This is a genomic window from Allokutzneria albata (genome assembly GCF_900103775.1).
In the GTDB taxonomy this organism is placed as follows: Bacteria; Actinomycetota; Actinomycetes; order Mycobacteriales; family Pseudonocardiaceae; genus Allokutzneria; species Allokutzneria albata.
Map to the genome: position 1 here is coordinate 5,075,244 of NZ_LT629701.1, position 18,835 is coordinate 5,094,078.

12 protein-coding genes are annotated in these 18,835 nt (G+C 64.6%); 7 read left to right on the forward strand and 5 right to left on the reverse strand.

The annotated features are described in order from the left end of the window. The first annotated feature begins 81 nt into the window (after window positions 1-81). The 5 genes from BLT28_RS22715 (at window position 82) to BLT28_RS22735 (ending at window position 5,492) form a co-directional block, all read left to right on the forward strand. A complete protein-coding gene (locus tag BLT28_RS22715; RefSeq protein ID WP_052408208.1) occupies window positions 82-1,047 on the forward strand; it encodes a hypothetical protein in 966 nt (321 codons plus the stop codon). Continuing rightward, window positions 1,044-3,077, forward strand: coding sequence for a hypothetical protein (locus BLT28_RS22720; protein WP_156051838.1), 2,034 nt, complete (start codon window positions 1,044-1,046; stop codon window positions 3,075-3,077). Before BLT28_RS22715 ends, BLT28_RS22720 begins: the two co-directional genes overlap by 4 nt. Beyond that, window positions 3,074-4,324 carry a hypothetical protein gene (locus BLT28_RS22725; RefSeq protein WP_156051840.1) on the forward strand — a complete coding sequence of 417 codons (1,251 nt, stop codon included), beginning with the start codon at window positions 3,074-3,076 and terminating at the stop codon, window positions 4,322-4,324. Before BLT28_RS22720 ends, BLT28_RS22725 begins: the two co-directional genes overlap by 4 nt. Window positions 4,325-4,995: 671 nt before the next feature. Further along, window positions 4,996-5,295 (forward strand): hypothetical protein, encoded by a 300-nt coding sequence (locus BLT28_RS22730; RefSeq protein ID WP_043814196.1) that lies wholly within the window; start codon window positions 4,996-4,998, stop codon window positions 5,293-5,295. Between the two features lie 11 nt (window positions 5,296-5,306). Further along, a complete protein-coding gene (locus tag BLT28_RS22735; RefSeq protein WP_030433544.1) occupies window positions 5,307-5,492 on the forward strand; it encodes a hypothetical protein in 186 nt (61 codons plus the stop codon). 25 nt (window positions 5,493-5,517) lie between these two features. On the opposite strand, the gene BLT28_RS43005 is transcribed toward BLT28_RS22735, so the two are convergent. The 4 genes from BLT28_RS43005 to BLT28_RS22750 all read right to left on the reverse strand — a co-directional run bounded on the left by BLT28_RS43005 (window position 5,518) and on the right by BLT28_RS22750 (window position 15,729). Then, window positions 5,518-5,844 (reverse strand): immunity protein TriTu family protein, encoded by a 327-nt coding sequence (locus tag BLT28_RS43005; RefSeq protein ID WP_456318812.1) that lies wholly within the window; start codon window positions 5,842-5,844, stop codon window positions 5,518-5,520. Window positions 5,845-6,094: 250 nt separating this feature from the next. Next, window positions 6,095-6,358: a DUF6881 domain-containing protein gene (locus tag BLT28_RS22740; protein WP_231950382.1), complete on the reverse strand. Its 264-nt coding sequence runs from the start codon at window positions 6,356-6,358 to the stop codon at window positions 6,095-6,097. A gap of 20 nt (window positions 6,359-6,378) precedes the next feature. Further along, entirely contained in the window at window positions 6,379-12,588 is a 6,210-nt protein-coding gene (locus BLT28_RS22745; protein ID WP_231950881.1) for an HYD1 signature containing ADP-ribosyltransferase family protein, read from the reverse strand. Between the two features lie 27 nt (window positions 12,589-12,615). After that, on the reverse strand, window positions 12,616-15,729 hold the full coding sequence (locus BLT28_RS22750) for a LamG-like jellyroll fold domain-containing protein (protein WP_162184952.1): 3,114 nt from the start codon (window positions 15,727-15,729) through the stop codon (window positions 12,616-12,618). 13 nt (window positions 15,730-15,742) lie between these two features. Between BLT28_RS22750 and BLT28_RS40995 the strand changes: the two genes are divergently transcribed. Next, entirely contained in the window at window positions 15,743-15,967 is a 225-nt protein-coding gene (locus BLT28_RS40995) for a hypothetical protein (protein WP_162184953.1), read from the forward strand. Between the two features lie 156 nt (window positions 15,968-16,123). Here the strand turns inward: BLT28_RS40995 and BLT28_RS22755 are convergent, their stop codons facing one another. Next, window positions 16,124-16,357, reverse strand: a complete 234-nt coding sequence (locus tag BLT28_RS22755) for a hypothetical protein (RefSeq protein WP_156051842.1) — start codon at window positions 16,355-16,357, stop codon at window positions 16,124-16,126. 87 nt (window positions 16,358-16,444) lie between these two features. Here BLT28_RS22755 and BLT28_RS22760 point away from each other — a divergent pair, with 87 nt between their 5' ends. After that, window positions 16,445-17,647 carry a tyrosine-type recombinase/integrase gene (locus BLT28_RS22760; RefSeq protein WP_063766712.1) on the forward strand — a complete coding sequence of 401 codons (1,203 nt, stop codon included), beginning with the start codon at window positions 16,445-16,447 and terminating at the stop codon, window positions 17,645-17,647. Window positions 17,648-18,835: the final 1,188 nt, after the last annotated feature.

Consider the following 18,835-nt stretch of genomic DNA (forward strand, 5'->3'; position numbering starts at 1 on the left):
GGCGGCGGACAGTAGTTGCTCTCAGACTTCGCGATTCTTGCCGCGCCCTCATCGATTCGCCGCATTCGAAGGAATCTAGAGATGAACACAAACGTCGGCCAGCACAATGGCAACGTGGCCGAGCTCCCGCAGTACCGGGCGCTGTTGGTCGTTGACGTAATGGACTTCAGCGGGCGCCGCGGACGGGAGCACGCCGAGCTGACCGAGGTGATTCCCCGGCTGCTCAAGCAGGCGTTGAACCGGTGCGGCCTCAGCGATCTGTGGGAGCGGGTGCGGTTCGAAGTCACGACCGGCGACGGCTACACCCTGGGCTTCGACGCCACGGTGTTGCCCTTCCTGCTCAACCCATTCCTGGCGGCGCTGCAAGACGAACTTGAGTTCCAGAACGCGGTTCGACCTGGACATCCACCACTACGGATGCGTGTCAGCGTCAACGTCGGGCCACTCACCGACTCTGGTCGCAACGCGATCAGCGATGGCAGCGGTACGCCCCGGGTCGAAACCCATCGGCTCCTCGACGCCGAGCCCGTAAAGGCTCTGCTGAGCCGGTCCAGCTCGGTCACCTGCATCGCGGCGATCGTCTCCGAGCGAGCGTTCGAGGACGCGGTGCTGTCCGGATACACCGGTGAGGACCCGAGCCTGTACGTACCTGCTCCGGTCACGGTGAAGAGCTACGAGGGCAACGGCTATTTGCGCGTGCCCCGGCCTTCCGGAGAGCTGCTCATTCACGGCTTCCACCCCACCCCACCCACCGAGGAGCAGCCCATGGACGAGACCAAGCGCACCGAGCCTCCGATGGCGTCCCACACCAACACCGCAGGCGACGTGTCTGGCTCGGCGGTACAGGCCCGTGACTACCACGATGGACGGCAGGTCGGCGTCGGCTCGGTCGCGGGCCACATGATCACCGGCAACAGTGGACCAGTGAATACCGGCGATCATGCCCATGTTGGCCACCAGTTCAGCGGCAGCGGCGTCACCTACGTCGCTGGGGACCACCACGGTCAGCTGGGTCGCGCGGATCAGTCGGACGGGCAGACGCAGTGACCGAACAGGACGACCTGGTGATCGCAGACAACAGTGGCCCGGTCAACACTGGCGAACGGGGACATGTCGGCCACCACTTCAACGACGACACCAACTACGTCGGCGGAGATCAACACGTCCATCACTACTACTACGCGGCCACGATGCACAAACCCGTGGGCCCGCAACCAGTCACAGCCGATCAGATCGCTTGGCTCCGTGCGCGCTTCGTCGATCCCGCCGGTCTCACTCAAGCACAGGCGCAGTTGGCAGGGGAGTCGGCCACAGTGCTGATCGCAGGCGAGCCGGGTTCCGGCCGCACAACAGCGGCACAAATGTTGTTGTGCCCCAAGAGATCGCAGCACAGTTCCCTGCGGATGATCCCGGTGGCCCCCGCCACTGATCCCGGCCGAGCTGTGCTCAACGACGTGCAAGTCGAACCAGGAGACCGGCTGCTACTAGACCTCACCGACGTCGATCGAGAACTCTTCGACCGCTACCAGCGTGAACTGCCTGGTCTTCGCGAAGCGGTACAGCGCAACGATGGTGCACTGGTGGTCATTCTGCCGGCGGAGCATCGCCATTGGTTGGTTCCGCAGCTTCAGCCAATGCGAGTGACGCTCGCCGCTCCGGACCGCCGAAAGGTGCTGATCCGGCACCTCGAAGCGGCAGAGATAGTCGTGGATAGGACTGTCCTCGACACCGGCCACTGGCAGCGTCACCTTGCTCACGCCTCCCTGAGCACCGTCGCGGTGTTCGCCCAGGCCGTCATCGAGGCTTCGCAAGCCCCCGACGCCGGCTCGGATCGCGCCCGCTGGCTGACAGAAGCCAGCGGGGTCTTCGAGGACCACACCCACACAGTCGCCCGGGTGTTCGAGAAGCAGACAGATGGCCGTGCACGGGCCCTGTTCCTGGCTACCGCCACCCTGGAACGCGGCCCACTGGATGCCGTCGCGGCGGCAGAGAACATCCTCCTCGAAGTGCTTGCCCATCCACACGATGAGACACCCCATCTCGAACGACCCGGGCTAATCGCACGGATCACCTCCCTCGGCGCCAGCCTCGACCAGGAACTGCGGGTCAGATTCGCGCCAGTGGGCTACAGCAGCACGGTCATGACCCGTTTCTGGGACGACTACCCCGACCTCCGACCACAACTCGCACACTGGATCCGGCGCGTCGCCTGTCTGCCGCAGCTATCCGAACCTGACCGGCGCCGACTCGCAGAACGCTTCGCCGCACAGGCCCTGCGCACTGCGCGACCTCACGATCTCATCGGGGCAGCCGCGCAGTGGGCCGAACAGCCACAGCAACGGATGCGATCGCTAGCCGCGGCGGTGCTCTCCGGTGCAGCCCTGGACCCGCGCTTCGGATGGGTCGTCCGCAGAAGCCTCTACGACTGGGCACGCAGTACGACAACCAGCACGGAAGTAGCCAGCGTGACGATCGAAGTCTGCGTCCAAGCACTGGCACCGAACTACCCCGACCAGGCGATCACCCGACTACTTCTGCTCACCAAGCATCGACACCTGGAGATCGCCGAGGAGGCACACACGGCGCTAGTGGACCTCGCTCAAGACACGAGGTTCTTCCGACGCCTGCTGGTGAAGCTGACCGACGCCGAGTCCCTCAACGTTCGAGCATTCCTCGTGTCGGCGAATCCGGAACGCTTGACCGACGACAGGACCCGAACTCGCCCCATGATTGCCGACAGCGCCATCCGCGCCCGGCTTGTAGCGGGATGGCGGAAGACGATGACCCAAGCACCCCAACAGGTCTGGGCCGCCACCGTCCACCTGTGGTTGCAGACCCATGCCGAGGACCCTCGTCGTGAAGCGCTCCTCGATGTACTCATCGACGCCTGCGGCGGGGAGCTCGACTTGCTCGGGCGGCTCTACGGGATCAACCGGGACTGGGCGCAGGAGGCCGTCAATCCAAGCGAGCACGCGCTCCGGCAGCGCACTGCCACCCAACTGCACAACAAGATCGACCTGACTCTGTCCGGGAACGAAGCCGACGACAGCCGCGTCCCCGAGGAGGTTTCGCCATGACCCGCGAACATCGCGCCCTACTGATCGGCCTGGCCATACTCGCCGTAGCAGTGCCGCTGCTGCTCGGCCTCACCCAAGACTGGGCGCCAACAGTGTGGCTGCTGTTGATCGTGGTGCTGCTCGGCGGGGTCAGCTGGCTCGGGGTGCGCCTGAACGCTCAGGACGACCCGCGCCAGAACGGCTACAGATCCTTCGACAGTCGCACACCGGTGGAGAGCCCCATACCGTTCGCGTCGGTGCCGACCGAGAAATCCAGCCCACTGCCCGAAGTCTCGCTCTCGAGTGTGGTCCCTGACTACCGGTTCTTGTTCTCCGCCACGGTGTACTGGAGACCGACCGGGCAGGAAGGTGCCGTCGCACACGGACACCCCGAAAGTCAGGCGGTGAACGCAGTTCTCGCCCGCGCCAGCAACCAGCTCGCAAACGAGCAGCCAAACGATCACGCCGCCGCCCGCTACCGCCTCGCGGACACACTCGGCGCGAAACTCCCCGACTTCTCAGGCCGGTACCTGGTCTGGGCCGACAACATCAGCCTGACCATCCCCGACGACGACGCCACGCGACTCCAGAAACTGGCCGAGCTGCGCAAGCACGAGCAGGTCTGGGACCACGAACGCCGGTTCGAGATGAACATGCGCACCTACCTCACCGACGACGTGCTCACCAGCACCGGAAGCGCCGTGGTCTGGTGGCTATCCCGCAACCCCAACCAGATCGAGGAAACCGTGCGGCTGATCAGCACCCTCGCCCGTCTGTCCGCCGCCGCGAACAACACCGAGGTGGACCAGCTGTACCAGGACGCGGGCATAGCCGAAGCCAGACAAATGAGCGTGCCCCTGGTCGGAGCGGTACACCACACCGGCAACGGAACCAGCGCCATCCGCGCGCTAGCCACCGAAGCATTCACCGACGGAGACGACCCGAAGCGCGTGCTGTTCGGACACGACATCGCCAAAATCGCCGAGCGATACGGCAAACATGACCTGGCCAACCAGGCCCGCGAAGTCTTCCGTGCCCGAACCTTCACCGTCGAAGCGCAACAGCAATCACCACCGCCCACCGTCGGAGAGTCCCAGAACAACGGAGCCAGCCAGCACAACGATCCTGACCCCACACCTGGTTCATCGCCGACAACATCCCCGAAATCGCCCAAGCCCTACCCCTCGGCCACCACCTCGACAACCGCATCACCGAGACCCACAGCCACGTCGCCCCCGAACTCGAACAACGACTCCTCCGCGCCCTAGAACGCCGTTGGTGGAATGCACAACCGACAACCCACCTACACGCCGCCTGACCCCCACACAGCCCGGCGGGTCAACCACAGCCGCCGCACGTCAGCACTCGGACAACCACGCCAGCGCTGGCGCGGCTCCTCCAGAATTCCTCCACTTTCGGAGATCCACACAAGGAGGCCGAGCCAGGGGACGATCTACCGCAACACGAAAAAACCCGGGGACCAGCCAAAATGCTGGTCCCCGGGTTTCGTCCTCGGAGTGGAGCTGAGGGGATTCGAACCCCTGACCCCCACACTGCCAGGTTAGTCCACAAAGGACCCTCGTCAGCGAAAACCCTTGCACCGCAGGCAGAACAGGTTCCGATGACTACTGTTCAGCGCAGTTCGGTGCGGTTCAACGCGTGCCCGTGCTCCAGTTTTGCTCCACCAGTTGCCGTGTGAGGCAGCACCTAAAGCTTCGGGCAACAGTCCGCAGCAACAAGGGTAGTCTTTGGCAGCGCCCTGCCGCTTCATCTTCTCAGACCGGCGATCTCGGCCTTGACGTGTTGGCGGTTCGCCGGTGCTCCATCAAACAGCGGCACGTCGAACCGATCCACCACGCGATGGCTACTCTGACGTCTTGTGGCATGAGGTGCTCCGAAGTCTGCGGCGCGGTTGACCGGTCGGTGGCGGATCGTAGGGATGAGCGGCTGGGACCGCGACGCGATCGACGTGGTCGAGCCGGGCTTCATCGAGTTCGCCGGAGACGGGACCGGCCAGTTCGGTCTCATCGCAGTCCATGATTGGCTGGACTGCCGCCCTGCCGATCAGGAGGGCCGGCCCGGTGTCCAGTTCACCTGGGAGGGTGTCGACGAGGGCGATCGGGTCAGTGGACGGGGCTGGGCGGCTCTTGTCGATGACGAGACGGTCGAGGGGCATCTGTTCTTCCACATGGGAGACGACTCGAGTTTCCGAGCAGAACCCTTCACACTTCCCGGGTAAGCGAGTGGATAGTGAGCGAGTACCAGTACTACGAGTTCCTGGCGATCGACAGACCGTTGGACGATGCCGAGCAGGCAGAGGGGCGGTCGCTGTCGACCCGGGCGAGGATCACTGCCACCAGTTTCGTCAACGAGTACCACTGGGGCGACTCCAAGGGTAATCCGAACCGGTTGATGGAACGAGCCCTATCGACATAGGACCAATGGGATACGAAACACATGATTAAGCCATCTCATCTACACCTCCAGTAAACCACCCGGCGACGGAATCAGCCGCCTCATGGAGGTCTTCAGCAGGCAGCAGGATCCTATATTCAGGAGGACCGGGCTCTGCGTTTACTTCAATACAGTGAAGTTCCGCCTCGCCGGCATCCCACACGACGATCTGCCCAATACGTGCACTCGAGTCAAAATCAACCCAGGCGCTCGCCTTATCTCTCCCATCCATTGGCGAGCGAGTCAGACGAACGGCTATATCTAGACGGTTAAACTCACCCTCCCTCCGCTCAAACCATCCCTCAAGCTCATTCGGAAAGTTCACCAAGCACATCCTCCGCGAGCGTCCGGCCCGCCGACTCCCGCACCCGCGCCCAGGTGTCGCCGGACGACGCGTACCAGTGCCAGAACCGCGCGTTCCCCTCGCCACTCATGTCGTCCAGCAGGCCGTCAAGGTCACGCAGAACGTCGACTTCAAGGTCGGGCTTGTGGCGACTCGCCTGGCTCTGTCGAGACCAACAAACATTCGACTCTCACATCCGACGAAATTGCACAAATTCAGAGCGCTATCCATACGCCGCCGCTCACCGGTGCGCGCGCGACCACACCCTTTCAAATTCTTCAAGATCGATTAGCTCCGGAGAGAACTCTCCTTGATCGGCAATACTTTGCAGGTCGGGTACTGGCTTCTCCCCGAGAACGGTCGAGCCACTCGATGAGCCACCCTCGTCAGCAAAGTCATGTCTACCATCCCGATAGACTTCGACCTTGCGAGACTCGTAACCATCGTCACCGATCTCACTATAAATAAGGACTGGCTCATTCTCGAAATCGTGCTTCCACAGCACCTTTATATACTTCATTGCCCCTAGTTCTTCCCTGAAGAAATGATGCGACCGGCCAAATCCAGAGGTCCACCCCCAGGGATCACGAACACTCCATCCCTCCCCCTAACCACATTCAGCCCACGAACGTCGATCTCCACGTAATGCGTGAACCTGTCACCATTCCACGGAGTTCCCACGAAGCACCGTGACAACTGTGCACATGTCCTAGTTCCAGGTTGAACATCGGTCACATACTGACCATCCCCGTATCGTGCATCTTTCGGGTTGACGCTCTTCAACGAAGGATACAGGAGACCACTGTCCAAGATCCCTTTTTGCCCCGCCTCGTTAGTGTAGTGAAACATACTAACGGGCGCTCCCTGGACATTAACCTGGCCATTCGAACGGCCTGGTCGCGCGGCACCTGCCGCAAAGGCACCCGCTGCTACGAGGACGTCGAGTCCAATACCGATGTAGTCGGCTCGGGCGTAGTGCAGGTGGAGTTCGAACTTTCCCTTGCAGAGACGAACGCATGCGTAGGAAACGATTTCCAGGGTCTTCTGCTCGTTGTAGAGATCCCCGTCCGTGGGTTCACCGAAGCCGAAGCTGATGCCTTCGTCGGCCTGGACCTTGCGAATGTTCTCCAGCAGGAGGCCGAGGTCAGGAGTGTCAACCTTGGGCAGCTTGGTGCCGTTGACGTAGGAGTCGCTGTCGGTGTGCCAGACGATGATCCCCTTCGACTTGCCCACAACCCTTGGTGGTGCGGGGCGGCGAGGGGCGTGCTTCTGGCGGCGGCCGTCGGGGAAGCGCTCGTAGTGGCCGCCGTCGGGTGTGCCGGTGACGGTGTGCTCGCAGCGGTCGTCGATGCACATCTGTGCGAGCAGGCCGGTGGGGTCGCTCAAGGTGATCGGGCTGTTGTTGGCGTAGGCGTAGCCGTGCATCTGCTGCGGATCGGTGAGATCCATGATCGGGTCGACGGAGATGAACCGGCCGACCGCGGGGTCGTACAACCGAGCGCCGAGGTGGGTGAGGCCGGACGCATCTCGTGTGCCACCGACGAAACCCTTGTCGTCGGGCCACGCGGAAGGCTGTGCGCCGCGAGGTGCACCGAAGGCGTCGAAGTAGCGTCGCGCGACGGCGAGCCCGCGTGCGTCGACGGAGGTTGTGCTGGTGCCGTGGTGGTCGCCGAGCAGGAACGACACCCCACCGTTGGAGCCACGGACGGCGACGGCTTTGCCGCCGTGGGAGTAGTAGCGCTTGCCGGTGACCTTGTTGGTCGCGTTGTCCAGCAGCAGTTCCATTCCCGGCAGGTAGAGCGTTGTGGTGCCGGGTTCCTTCTTGATCAGCCGTGAGCCGTCGGCGTCGTAGATGTACGAGGTCGTCTTGTCACCGGCCTCTTCGATCTTGGCGACGCGGCCCTCGGTGTCCCATCGAAGGATCTGCGTCGTGCCGGCCACCTTGCGGGAGGTGGTGTTTCCCGCCGCGTCGTAGGCGAACTCCTCCTGTCCCGAAGTGCTGAGCAGGGAATGTGGTTGCGGTGCTTTCGGTGTGGGATAGGTGTAGGTCTTGTGCGCCTCCCCTTGCGCGGAGCGCTTCGTCTCGGTGAGCCGGTTGCCGACCGCGTCATAGGTGAACTCGTGCCAGTACGGCGCGGTGCCACCCAGTTTCGGGACAGATGGCTCGGCGGTGCAGTTGCCGTCGGAGGGCGTGAACGCGCGGGTGAGGCGGCGCAGGTGGTCGTACCCGAAGCACTGGGTATCAGCAGGCCCGCCCGCGGGTGCGTCGGCGATGCGCTTGATGTTGCCTGCCGGGTCGTACTGGTAGGTGCGGTCGGTGACCTTCGAGGCGTCGGTGGTGTTGCGGTCGACCATGGCGAGCTTCAGGCGGCGCGTGCCGTCCTCGAACTCGTTGGTGGCCCATGTCCGGTTCGCGTCCTGCCCCAGCGTCAACCGCAGGGTCTCGCCGAACGGCGAATAGGTGTGCTCGTTGGCGTAGGTCTGGATGCCGTAGGTCCGCGTCGGCATGCCGAGTTCGTTGTACTGGTGGTAGATCGCCTCGGCCGGAAGTCCTCCTGCACCGGGCATCTCGGTCGAGGAGACCAGCCCGCTGTTCTCGTCGTAGCCGATGCGGAAGGTGTACGACTGGCCGAGCGCCTTCTCGGTCGCCGGGATGGTGATCTTCTTGACGGTGGGCCGGTTCGCGTCGTCGAACCAGGTGACCTCCTGCTTGTACGCCTGGCCGTCCTGATATCGCGTCGTGCCGGTGAGCTGTCCCTTCTTCAGGGTGTCGTAGGTCCATTCGGCGAGCTTGGGCCCGGTCGTCTCACCGTCGAACATCATCCGTTTCCGGCCGAGTTCGTCGTAGCTGTAAGACAGCTTCTTGCCGCGCGCGTCGGTCGAGGACTCGATCTGGTCGAGGGTGTTGTAGACGAACGTGGTCGTGCCCTTGTCCGGGTCGACGTCCTTCTTCTTACGCCCCAGGGAGTCGTACTCGTAGGACCACGTGTTGCCGAGCGCGTCCTTGACGCTCTCAAGGTTTCCGGTCCTCGTGTACCGGTAGGTGGTGGCGTCGTATGCACCGGTGGTGGTCGGAGCCTTGTACTGACGCCGCTCGACAACCCGGTCCTGCGTGTCCTTGAGAACAGTCGTCGCGGTGCCACCAGCGGGCGGAACGGTGTGTTCCCGGTCGCCACCGTAGGTCGTTGTCGTGCGCCACTGTTCCACCGCGAGCTTGCGGTAGATCGCAGCCGTGGGTCGCTCCAGTGCGTCGAACTCGGTCACGGTTTGGTTCGGGATGGAGTTGTCGAGAACTCCGAGCAAGGTACGACTCGGGTTTTCGGCGTTGTAGTAGGGCGCGTTCGTCTTCGCGGCCAGCCCGCGAGAGTCGTAGAACGTGTCGGTGAGGACGCGTCCTTCCAAGCGTTGTTCAAGTCCGACGGTCGGCTTCTGCGTCTGTCTCTCGCGAAGAAGTCCGTCGTAGAAAGCGAAGGCGGTTGTGTATGCGCCGCTGTGGGTCAGTGTCTGCGCGCTTACGACCGTAGGAGCATCGGTGCGGTAGTCGTAGGCGAACTTCAAGTTCGGTGTCTGCGGCGCCTTCCTGCCCGGCAGCCACGCAGCGGTGAGGCGTCCGAGAGGGTCGTAGTGCAGCTCGGTCCGTTCGGTGTTCGGCCCGGTCTCCACCACAGGGAGTCCCCAAGCCGGTTCCAGCGTCTTGCTGGTGACGTGTCCCAACGGGTTCGTCGTGGTGACCGTGCGAACCGGAAACCCGGTCTTCGGAGCGAACTCCGTCGTGGTCTTCCTGCCCGCGGCGTCGAACTGCTCCTGTGGCCGTCCGTAGATGTCGTGGGTGGTTCGCGAGACTGTCTGGTAGCTGCCCTCGTTGAAGCGCTGTGTCTCGGTGACGAGGCCCTGTTTCGGCGCCACACCGAATGCCTGGCCGTCGTACAGCGTCCGCTCATCGCTGATGAGGTCCGTGAGCTTGCCGTCGCCCGCACTGCAGGGCAACGCCACGGAGAGGACACGGGATGAATAGGTGAACATCCACGCCGCAGCGTTCGGCACGTACGTCGTCGTGGTGCACGTGTCGTCGTTGGGATTGCCCACGTCTCCCGAGTCGTCCACCTTCACCACGAGCCCGTGTTCGTTGAAGGTCTTGAACACTTTCGTGCGGCGCCAGGTGTTGTCCTCCAACAAGGTCCGAGTCTGCTCGGTCTCGGTCACTGTCTTGAATGTGCGGTGATCACCGTTGGTGGCGGTCGGGCCGATCAGCTTCGGCGTGTTGAGGGCCGCTTTGAGGACCTTGGTGCCCGACTTGTTCAGGGTCTCCCACCCATAGCCTTGGAGGGCTTGGTGGTCCTCGATGCGCCCGCCTTCGCTGTTGGTCAGCCAGACGTCGCGGCTTCCCCCGTTGGGCTGCTTGTCGCCGTCCATCCCGCGTAGGTAGACGTTCTCTGTCACCGTCTGAGTCGTGCCGGGCTCGCCTTTGACCGTGGTGACGCGGTGATAGCCACGCCACTCCGACCACGTGCGGTGCTCCGGCCTGATCAACGGATTGTCGTTGAAGGCCCACGCGCCCCCCTCGTCGCCGTAGCGATAGGAGGTCTTGACCAGGCTGGAGTCCGCGGTCCTGGCGTCCTCGGTGATGTCGGTGACGACGTACTTGTGGAACCAGTCCAGCACGGGATCGGGATTCCCGTCGGGCGTCCACCACGTCGGATAGCAGCGCATGGTGTTGGACTCCGCGTTGGGCGGCATGCGATCCGCTCGGCGGCAGTCCTTGATGGAGTACTTCACCTCGATGTAGCCGCCGGACTCGTTGCGCAGACCGGTCAGCCGGAACCGGGTGATCGGCGCCAATCCCTCAGCGCCGTCGACGCGGTTGGGCATCGAGGTCCCGGAGAAGATCGACTCCGGCAGGCTCGCGGTGCCATTCACATGGCCGGTGTAGGTGATACCGGCCAGCCACAGCGGAGGTTCGAGCCCGTCACCGGTTTCTGGGAACTCGTGCCGCAATGTCCACGACTCGACGTCCCTCCACGTGCCGCCGGGCGCGTCGTCGCGCACGTCGGTGATGATCTTCGCGAGCCGTTTGCGGGAGAAGAACACCGGGACCAGTCGATCGGTGCACTCCGTGTTCGCCTCGCACAGCAGGTTGAACGGCACGTCGGGCCAGGACTTCGCGGTGTCCTTGTTCAGTTGCCCGGGTTCGCAGGTGATCGCACCGCCCGGGAGACACCGCTCGGCGTAGTCGAAGCGGACTCGTCCCGGTGCGGGGGCGAAGAAGTCCTCGACGCGCAGTCCGTACTCGATCCGCGCCAGACGTCCGGCTCGGACGTAGGACGTCCCGGACTTCGGGTTGAGGTCGCGTCCGTAGTGGTTGGTCTCGGTGTCGTAGTAGAAGGTCGAGACGTTGCCACGGGTGTCCACGACGTAGTCCAGGTTCCACTGCCACGCGCGCTGGCACCACGAATCCGCGTAGGCAGGCTTGTTGCAGGTCTCCCCGGCGTGATTGCCGAACACCGGCACTGTCCACGTGGACTGGGTCGTCGGTTTGCCCTCGGCCCAGCCGGGAAGGCGGTTGAGGCCGAAGAAGTACTGCGTGCCGTCGGTGGCGGTGATCTTCCAGTGTTCCCCGTCGACGTCGCCGTTCGCGGTGCCGGCCAACCGTTCGATCCGCGAGCCGTCATCCTGCTTGGGCCGCCAGAACTTCGCCGCCGAGTCGTAGACCAGCTCGGTGGCGACACCCGCGAGCATGAGCGTCAGGTTGTCGGTTCCGGGAGCCACGCACAGATCCCCGGTCTTGCGCTGCCCCTGGTTGCCGCCGAGGTCCTCAGCGCACGACTTGTACTGCCGCGTGATGTAGCCGCCGACGTTGACGTCCCATCCGTCACCGACAGGGGATGCCTGGTTGTTGGTCGCGCTCGTGCGACCGTCGACCACGCTGGAGGAGTAGCCGAGGGACAACTTCAGCGCCCCACCCGGCACCGGCGGCGTCCTCAGCGGATACGCGTAGCTGAAGTCACCGCTGGAGCCACCGGCGGACCACCTGCCCGACGGGGTCAGCGGCGTCGCCTTGTAGTCGCCACCCTGTCCCGAAGGTGCCGCTGCCGCAGCGAGAACAGCTCCGGCTGCCGTCGGCACGGCGACCTCCGCGGTCACCTTCCGCTGAGCCGAGTCATTGTTCGTCTCAAGCGGTGTGCTCGTTCGGCACTCGGGTTTCTCAGGTGTGGTCAGAACACAGTCCGGGTACCGGGTGAGCCGCAGCCGTGATCCGTAGTTGGCCCCCAGCGCGGTGGAGAAGCCACGGTAGTCAAGCTGGACCGACACCTTCTTCCCGGTGGCACCGCCCGCGTCGGAGACCTTCAACAACGTCCCCGCGACACCGGCACGCGCCGCCGTGTCCTGTCCAAAGGTCTCAACCCGCACCCGTTGCTGCCCTGCGGGAGCGTCGGCGCCACGAGCAACGGCAACCGGAAGCGCTCCGGCTTTGGCGTGTTTACCCGGAGGCACGTCGGCCTCGGCAACACCATCACCCGGCCAACTGACCGCAGCAGGCGCCTTCAGCGCCTTCTCCGCGGTTTCGTTGCGGGGCAAGGGTCGCACCGCGACCGCGCGCCCGGTGACGGAATTTTCCTTCTGCAGAGCGGGAAGCTTGGCGAGCACATCGCCAGGCCCCGGCGGGGTGGCGAAGGCGACCACAGTGGACGCGTAGAGGCTGATCCCCACAGAGATCGCCACCGCGCGCAAGAACATCTGGCGCACTTGGCTGCACCTTTCAGGTCAGGAGCGGAGCTTGAGCTGGCCGATCTCTTCAAGGCTCGGAACACCGGAGAGGACCTTCACGTCGTCGACGAGGCCCATCCAGAAGGAATCCGGTCGCCCGTCACGCGTCCCACGTCCCAGCACCAGATCGCCGGAGGACTCCACGGACTCGACGTTGTCGGCCTTCGTGGCGAACTGACCGTCCACGTAGAGCCGGATCTGCCTGGCGGCAGCGTCGTAGACCGCGGTGAGGTGGGTCCAGGTGGCCGGCTTCGCCTCACCGAGACTCGCTGCCGTGCTGGGGCATTCGCGATCCTGCGCGCAGTTGACCAGGAACTCCCACCGCTTGCTCTCCGCGCGATAGCTCAACCGGAACGGCGAGTACCTCCCGCCGATCGCAACCGCCGTGCGTTCACCGCTCGTGACCCCTTCAGGCCTGACCCAGGCAGCGACGGTGAACGACCTGTCCGTTCTGATGGCGGGCTTGGGCGCAGTGACGTCGCTGCCCTCGGCGCCGGTGAAACGCAGCGCGGTGTACTCGCCGGCAGCCCAGGACACGGTGCCGTTCACAGTGGCCACAGCACCGGAAACTGAGTCCACAGTGGACTTCCCAGAGCCCTCGTTCAGCGCGTAATGGGCACGGACCACAGGTTGGTTCGCGAGAACCGCCGCCTCCGCGGGCACCAGGACCCGGTCGTACACCCGGACATCGTCGAGCGCACCGGGGAAGTGGTCGACTCGTTTGCCCTGCCACTTCGCGGCGCCGACGACGAAGTCCCCGGCAGCCGGCCAGCTCCGGATCGTGGCCTCACCTTCGAGGACACCGTTGACGAACAGCCCGACCCGTCCGGTCGCGGCGTCGTAGGTGCCGACGAGGTGGGTCCACACCCCGAGCTGCGGCGGGTTCTTCGACATCGCCCTGGCAGGCGCGGGTCCGGCGGTGTCGCCGTCGAACATCGACATCGTCCAACGGTTCTCCGCCTGCGAGTACTGGAGGTAGAAACCGCTCGCCTGACTGCCGTCCCGGCTGAGGGCGGTGAACCAGCCGTTGTCCCGGTCGAGCCGCGCCCACGTCGCCACCGAGAAGCTCGATGCCGTGCCGACCACTCCACTCCCCTGAGCGAAGTGGGAGGTGCCGTCCAGCAACGCCGCCTGCCCGCGGTGCCCTGGACCGAAAGCCGGTCCCGCAACGGCCGTCAGCGGCCGGTTCTTCCCACTCTCGTCGATACCGTCGCCGTCCAGCGGCCAGTGCGCGGCCAGCCCGTCAGCGACCCCGTTACCGGGCTTGACGATCACCCGGTAGCTGTAGGTGGCCGACTCGTTGTGCGCCCGGTCGTACCCCTTGACCCGCAGGATCTGCGGGCCGTCCATGCGCGGTGTCCACTTGATGACCGCCTTGCCACCCAGACCATCGGCCTCGACGCGCGTCTTCGGGACATCGGTGCCATCCTGGGTGAACGAGTACTTGTAGTACTGGACATCGGGCGTTCCCCCGGCACTGAGTTCGAACGTACCCAGCCGCCCGAGCCCGCCACTGGGCTGATCACTCGGATAGTCGGTCGAACTCACTACGGGTGTGCTCGGCGGCGTGCTGTCCACGGTGAACTCGCACACCGGCGACCAGGAACTGGCCTCGTAGTCCCCCGACCACAGGTGCCAGCTGTAGACCCCATCCTCCTGGATCAGCCCGGGGCGCACGGTGACCTCGGCGAAAGAACCGGAGGGGACGTTGCCCGTGTGGTGCTCCGTCCCGTCCCACGTGTGCTGTCCCCACGGCCCCTTGAGCAACCGGAAACCAGCGTCGAGCATCCCTCCGTCCTCATCGGACAGACGAGCGCGCAACCTCGGCGTCTTGGTGAACACGAAGGGCCGCTGGGCTCCGGTGGCGCACGGGATCAGCCCGGCCTCCATGCCCAGCTCGCTCGGCGGGTTCGGACGGGTGTTGTACGTGATCTCCAGTACAGGGTTGAGGTCGAAGCGGCGCCAGGCGTTCTTGTCACCCTCACCAGCCGCCCGCAGCCCGAAGGTGATGTTGTTCCACCCCGCCGCGACCCCGTCGGCGACCGTGGAGGTGATCACGATGTCCGCACCACCGTCGCTCGGGCAGTGCCCGGCGTTGTTGGACCGGCCGATGTCGCCCAGGTGACGGGCCCAGTTCGGCTGCGCGTTCCACGTGGTGCCCCAGTCGATCGGGCCGGTCACCCACAGCTGCGTAGGACCTCCGGAACAGGAGTAGGAGTGGACGACCTTCGAGCGCAACGTGGCCCCGTGGATGATCTTCCCACGCATCGGCGCCAGATCCAGCTCGACGAACGACCGCGAGGTCATCCACCTGCCGTTCTCATTGGCATACCCGGCCTTCAGGTCACCGAGCAGACCATCGGTGACGTCGTAGTTGTGCGCGTCCGGCCACGCGCTCTGCACGACGGCGTGGTGATTCTTCCTGCCCGCCCAGTGGTACTCGGGGTCGATGAAGACCGGGAACCTCGTCGCCTGGTCCCGCAGCAGGCCCAGGTCCGGCTTGACCGCGATCGACCGCGCCGCGACCTCGACCCCCATCGGCGCGTCCCGGTCACCGGTGAGCGGCCCGCGCGTGCGGTCCGGGTGTTCCGCTCCGCCCGCGGAGTCCCACATCCGCGACGCGTCACCCCGGAACACGAGGTTGCCCGCATCGTCGGTCACCGCCAGCCCGTCGGACTGGCGCACCACGCCACCGGGGCCCGTGGTCCTGCCCTTGCCCTTCTCCGGCGCGACACCGACCCGCACCCCGGCGGCCCGGGAACCGAAGGTGATCTTCTCCAGTCGCGGGTCCCGCGCCGCTTCCGCAGTCTTGACGACGAGCATCTGCCGGAAGCCCTCGACCTCGGCACGAACCGCCAGATCGACTCCGGGAAGCACATCCCGGTACGTGGCGGTGGGACCGCTGAGGACCGGCGCGGGCAACGCCGCGCTCCAGTCCAGGCCGACCGTTCGCGTGTCGTGCCCGAGGACCACGAGCGGCCCCGTTCCACCGCCCGACAACCGCAGGTCGAGCCCTGCCGCGACCGGTCCGACCGAGCCGTCCGACCTCTTCGTCAGCGTGAGGTCGATCGGACGCCAGGAACCATTCACCCGCACTCGAACTGGGCTCACGCTCTGCTTCAGAGTGAAACTGCCGTTCGGATTGGCGAAGACCTCGGAAAACTCGGTCGTCTTCGAACCGACCAGGACCGGCTGCCCGGACTTCCTGGCCGCAGCCGTGGCACCGCCTTCGTCCACCACCTCGGCGGGCGCGGACGTTTTCGCAGGTGACGAGGCCACCGCGAACGGGCTGAGGCCAGCGAGAAACACACCCGAAGCCGTCAGAAAAACCGTGAAAAATCGCATGTGAGCATGCGAAACAGAACCGGTGTGTACCACCGGCGCCCCCTATCCCCGTAACTCCGTGCGGCTCCCCACAGCACGCAGCCAGCAAAGCTGAGAGATAGTCGCGCCCGCCACGCCTTTCTCGCAAGGGGCCACTCGGGCTACAACCGCATGGCGCTCCTCACGTAACGATCACGACACCGGACACCATTCTGGCCTGGCCCTGTGCGGCGGGTGTGGATGCCGACAACTCGGATCGGGAGGCGGCGAACCGACCAACTTTGAACGCGCCACCGTTGTCGGTGACGAGCGTGATTCGCCTGATCGTGCCAGTGACCGAGTCAGTGAACCGCTCCGCCCGCCCACCGGCGAGACGTTCGGCCTCGGTCCGTCCGTGGGAGATCTGACCGGCCACCACAACTCTTCGGGGTCGGCTTGCGTTCAAGAAGCCGGAGGCGCACAACGGACGCATCACCGCTCTGTCGCACTTCGGAAGGCCGTCATGGCATGGACAGAACAGACCGGCATGCAGTCCTGTCGCGTCCGCTACCGCACCGGGGACGGGCACACCGCCTCCATCTCCGGCTTCACCACGAAGCTGGCCGCTGACACCTGCGCCGCGCGCATCAACAACAACGCTCACCCCGGCCAACCTGACACAACACCGAGCACGGTCACGCTCGGCGAGTGGGTCGCCGCCTGGTTCACCGCGCTCGACCTCGACCCACGCACGATCGACAACTACCGCAGCATCCTGCGCTGCCACATCCTCCTGCGCTGGGGCAGCACCCCACTGGGTGCCATCACCACGCTCGGCATCAACAAGTGGATCATCGATCTCCGGCAACTCGGCTACGCCCACACCACCATCGCCGGCATCATCAAGCTGCTCTCGATGATCCTCACCGACGCCGTCGACGAAGGCCTCATCCCAGCCAACCCCATCCACCGCCGACGACGCCGCGGCCGCCGCAGCCACCGCGTCCCCGCCGAAAAGGTCTGGGCCACCCCCACCGAAGTCCTGCGCATCGCCGAGCAAGCCGCCGCCCTCGGCGGCGACACCGCAGGCCTGCTGATCATCACCGCCGCGTGGACCGGCTGCCGCTGGGGCGAACTCACCGGCCTGCACCGCGACAACGTCAACCTCGACCGCGGCACCATCACTATCGACCCCCGTACCGGCTCCCTGCACGAAAGTGCCCATACCCGCTGGCTCGGCTCTCCCAAGACCGCCTCCTCAGCGCGAGTGATCACCCTGCCGCCGTTCCTCACCACCTTGCTACGCAAGCACTTCGAACGGCACGACAACGAATTTGTCTTCACCGCCGAAAGCGGAAACTGGCTGTGGCGCAGCACCTTCATCCGCCGCGTACTCAAACCCGCCGTCAACGGCAATGAGAACGAGCCGCAACCGCGTGTCAGGACTGTCCCCGTCAGACCGGGCCTGACCTTCCACGGACTACGCCACAGCCACAAAACCTGGCTCATCGCCGCAGGCGCACCCGAGATCGCACAAGCCCGACGCCTCGGCCACCACCTCACCAACCGCGTCACCGAGGTCTACTCACACGTCGCACCCGAAGTCGAACAACGACTCCTCAACGACCTCCAACACCGCTGGGACACCGCCACCCTCAACATCACCGCACACCCCACCCCACCGGAGCCCGCGCAACGACGACTCTCCAGTCCCCTTGCCGCATAACAAACTCATGCCCCTCACACCGATTGCACGAGGGACACCACAACCACCCACACAACAAGCTCAAGCCACGATCTTCCTGGAGCAGACCGCTCCAGAAACGCAAACAGGGTCACCACAACACGATCAAGGAGTGATCAACACCCAGACACAAGAAACCCGCCTGACCAGCGTAAATCGCTAATCAGACGGGTTCTTTCTCCAAAGTGGAGCTGAGGGGATTCGAACCCCTGACCCCCACACTGCCAGGTTAGTCCACAAAGGACACCCACCAGCGAAAACCCTTACACCGCAGGCAGAACCGGTCCCGATGCCCACCGTTCAACGCAGTTCGGTGCGGTTCGACGCGTGCCCGTGCTCCAGATTTGCTCCACCTGTTGCCGTGTGAAGCAGTGCTCCTCACAGCGCACACCAGTCGCCCGCCCCGAGAGCGCTCCTGTGACAGTCACGGCGCAGCCCCTGCGATCATTGCCTCCCTTACGCGTACCCCTGAAGACATGTCTTGCTGAGAGGCTGGCGGAGATCTTTGCACAGGCCGCAGCCGCATCAAACAAGCGCGGCTACACAGCCGATGCCGAGTGCAAACACAACCTCGCGCATCAGGTCGTTGCGATCCTCACCGACCCTGGAGGGCCGGCGCTGCGCACGTCGACCAGGGTAGATACCTCTCTATGTCTGGCCGCTCGTATTGTTGATTAAGAAACGGGTAGCGACCCGCCGTGTGGCTGTTTCGGAACCTATCGGCATTTCGCCCTCCGAGCGCGATAACTTGCCTACCTCTGTTCGTGTGTTGCTGACTCAGGTTGCCGACACACAACGGCCTGCTCCTGAGCATATGCCAATCGATCGCAGTCAGACACCACATGCCGTCGCCGCATATTCAACGATTAGTGCTGGCGGCCTGTAATCTATGGACCGTCTGCGCTAGGGATCCCGAGCTCGTCAACTCCCAGACTGACGAGAATGGAGGCAGGCACCCCGTCGGGGCTGCTAAGACCAGCGGATTGGCACGCGGCTAGCCAATCCATGCCCTGCCGCATTTGAGTCGACACGACCACGGCCGCATCGTGTGCGCGTTCCGTCGCCTCGGCGACGCTGCTGCCTGCCCCGATGATCGTCACAGCCATGCCGGAGTAAGGGACGTGTAGTGCGCTGACCTCGGCACTTGAATGCGAGTCGGGTCGATGTATT

What these genes read in the sequence shown, in the direction of transcription:
- BLT28_RS22715 (WP_052408208.1), top strand. Translation starts at nt 82, where the DNA reads ATGAACACAAACGTCGGCCAGCACAATGGCAACGTGGCCGAGCTCCCG.
- BLT28_RS22725 (WP_156051840.1), top strand. Translation starts at nt 3,074, where the DNA reads ATGACCCGCGAACATCGCGCCCTACTGATCGGCCTGGCCATACTCGCC.
- BLT28_RS22730 (WP_043814196.1), top strand. Translation starts at nt 4,996, where the DNA reads ATGAGCGGCTGGGACCGCGACGCGATCGACGTGGTCGAGCCGGGCTTC.
- BLT28_RS43005 (WP_456318812.1), bottom strand. Translation starts at nt 5,844, where the DNA reads ATGTGCTTGGTGAACTTTCCGAATGAGCTTGAGGGATGGTTTGAGCGG.
- BLT28_RS22745 (WP_231950881.1), bottom strand. Translation starts at nt 12,588, where the DNA reads ATGTTCTTGCGCGCGGTGGCGATCTCTGTGGGGATCAGCCTCTACGCG.
- BLT28_RS22760 (WP_063766712.1), top strand. Translation starts at nt 16,445, where the DNA reads ATGGCATGGACAGAACAGACCGGCATGCAGTCCTGTCGCGTCCGCTAC.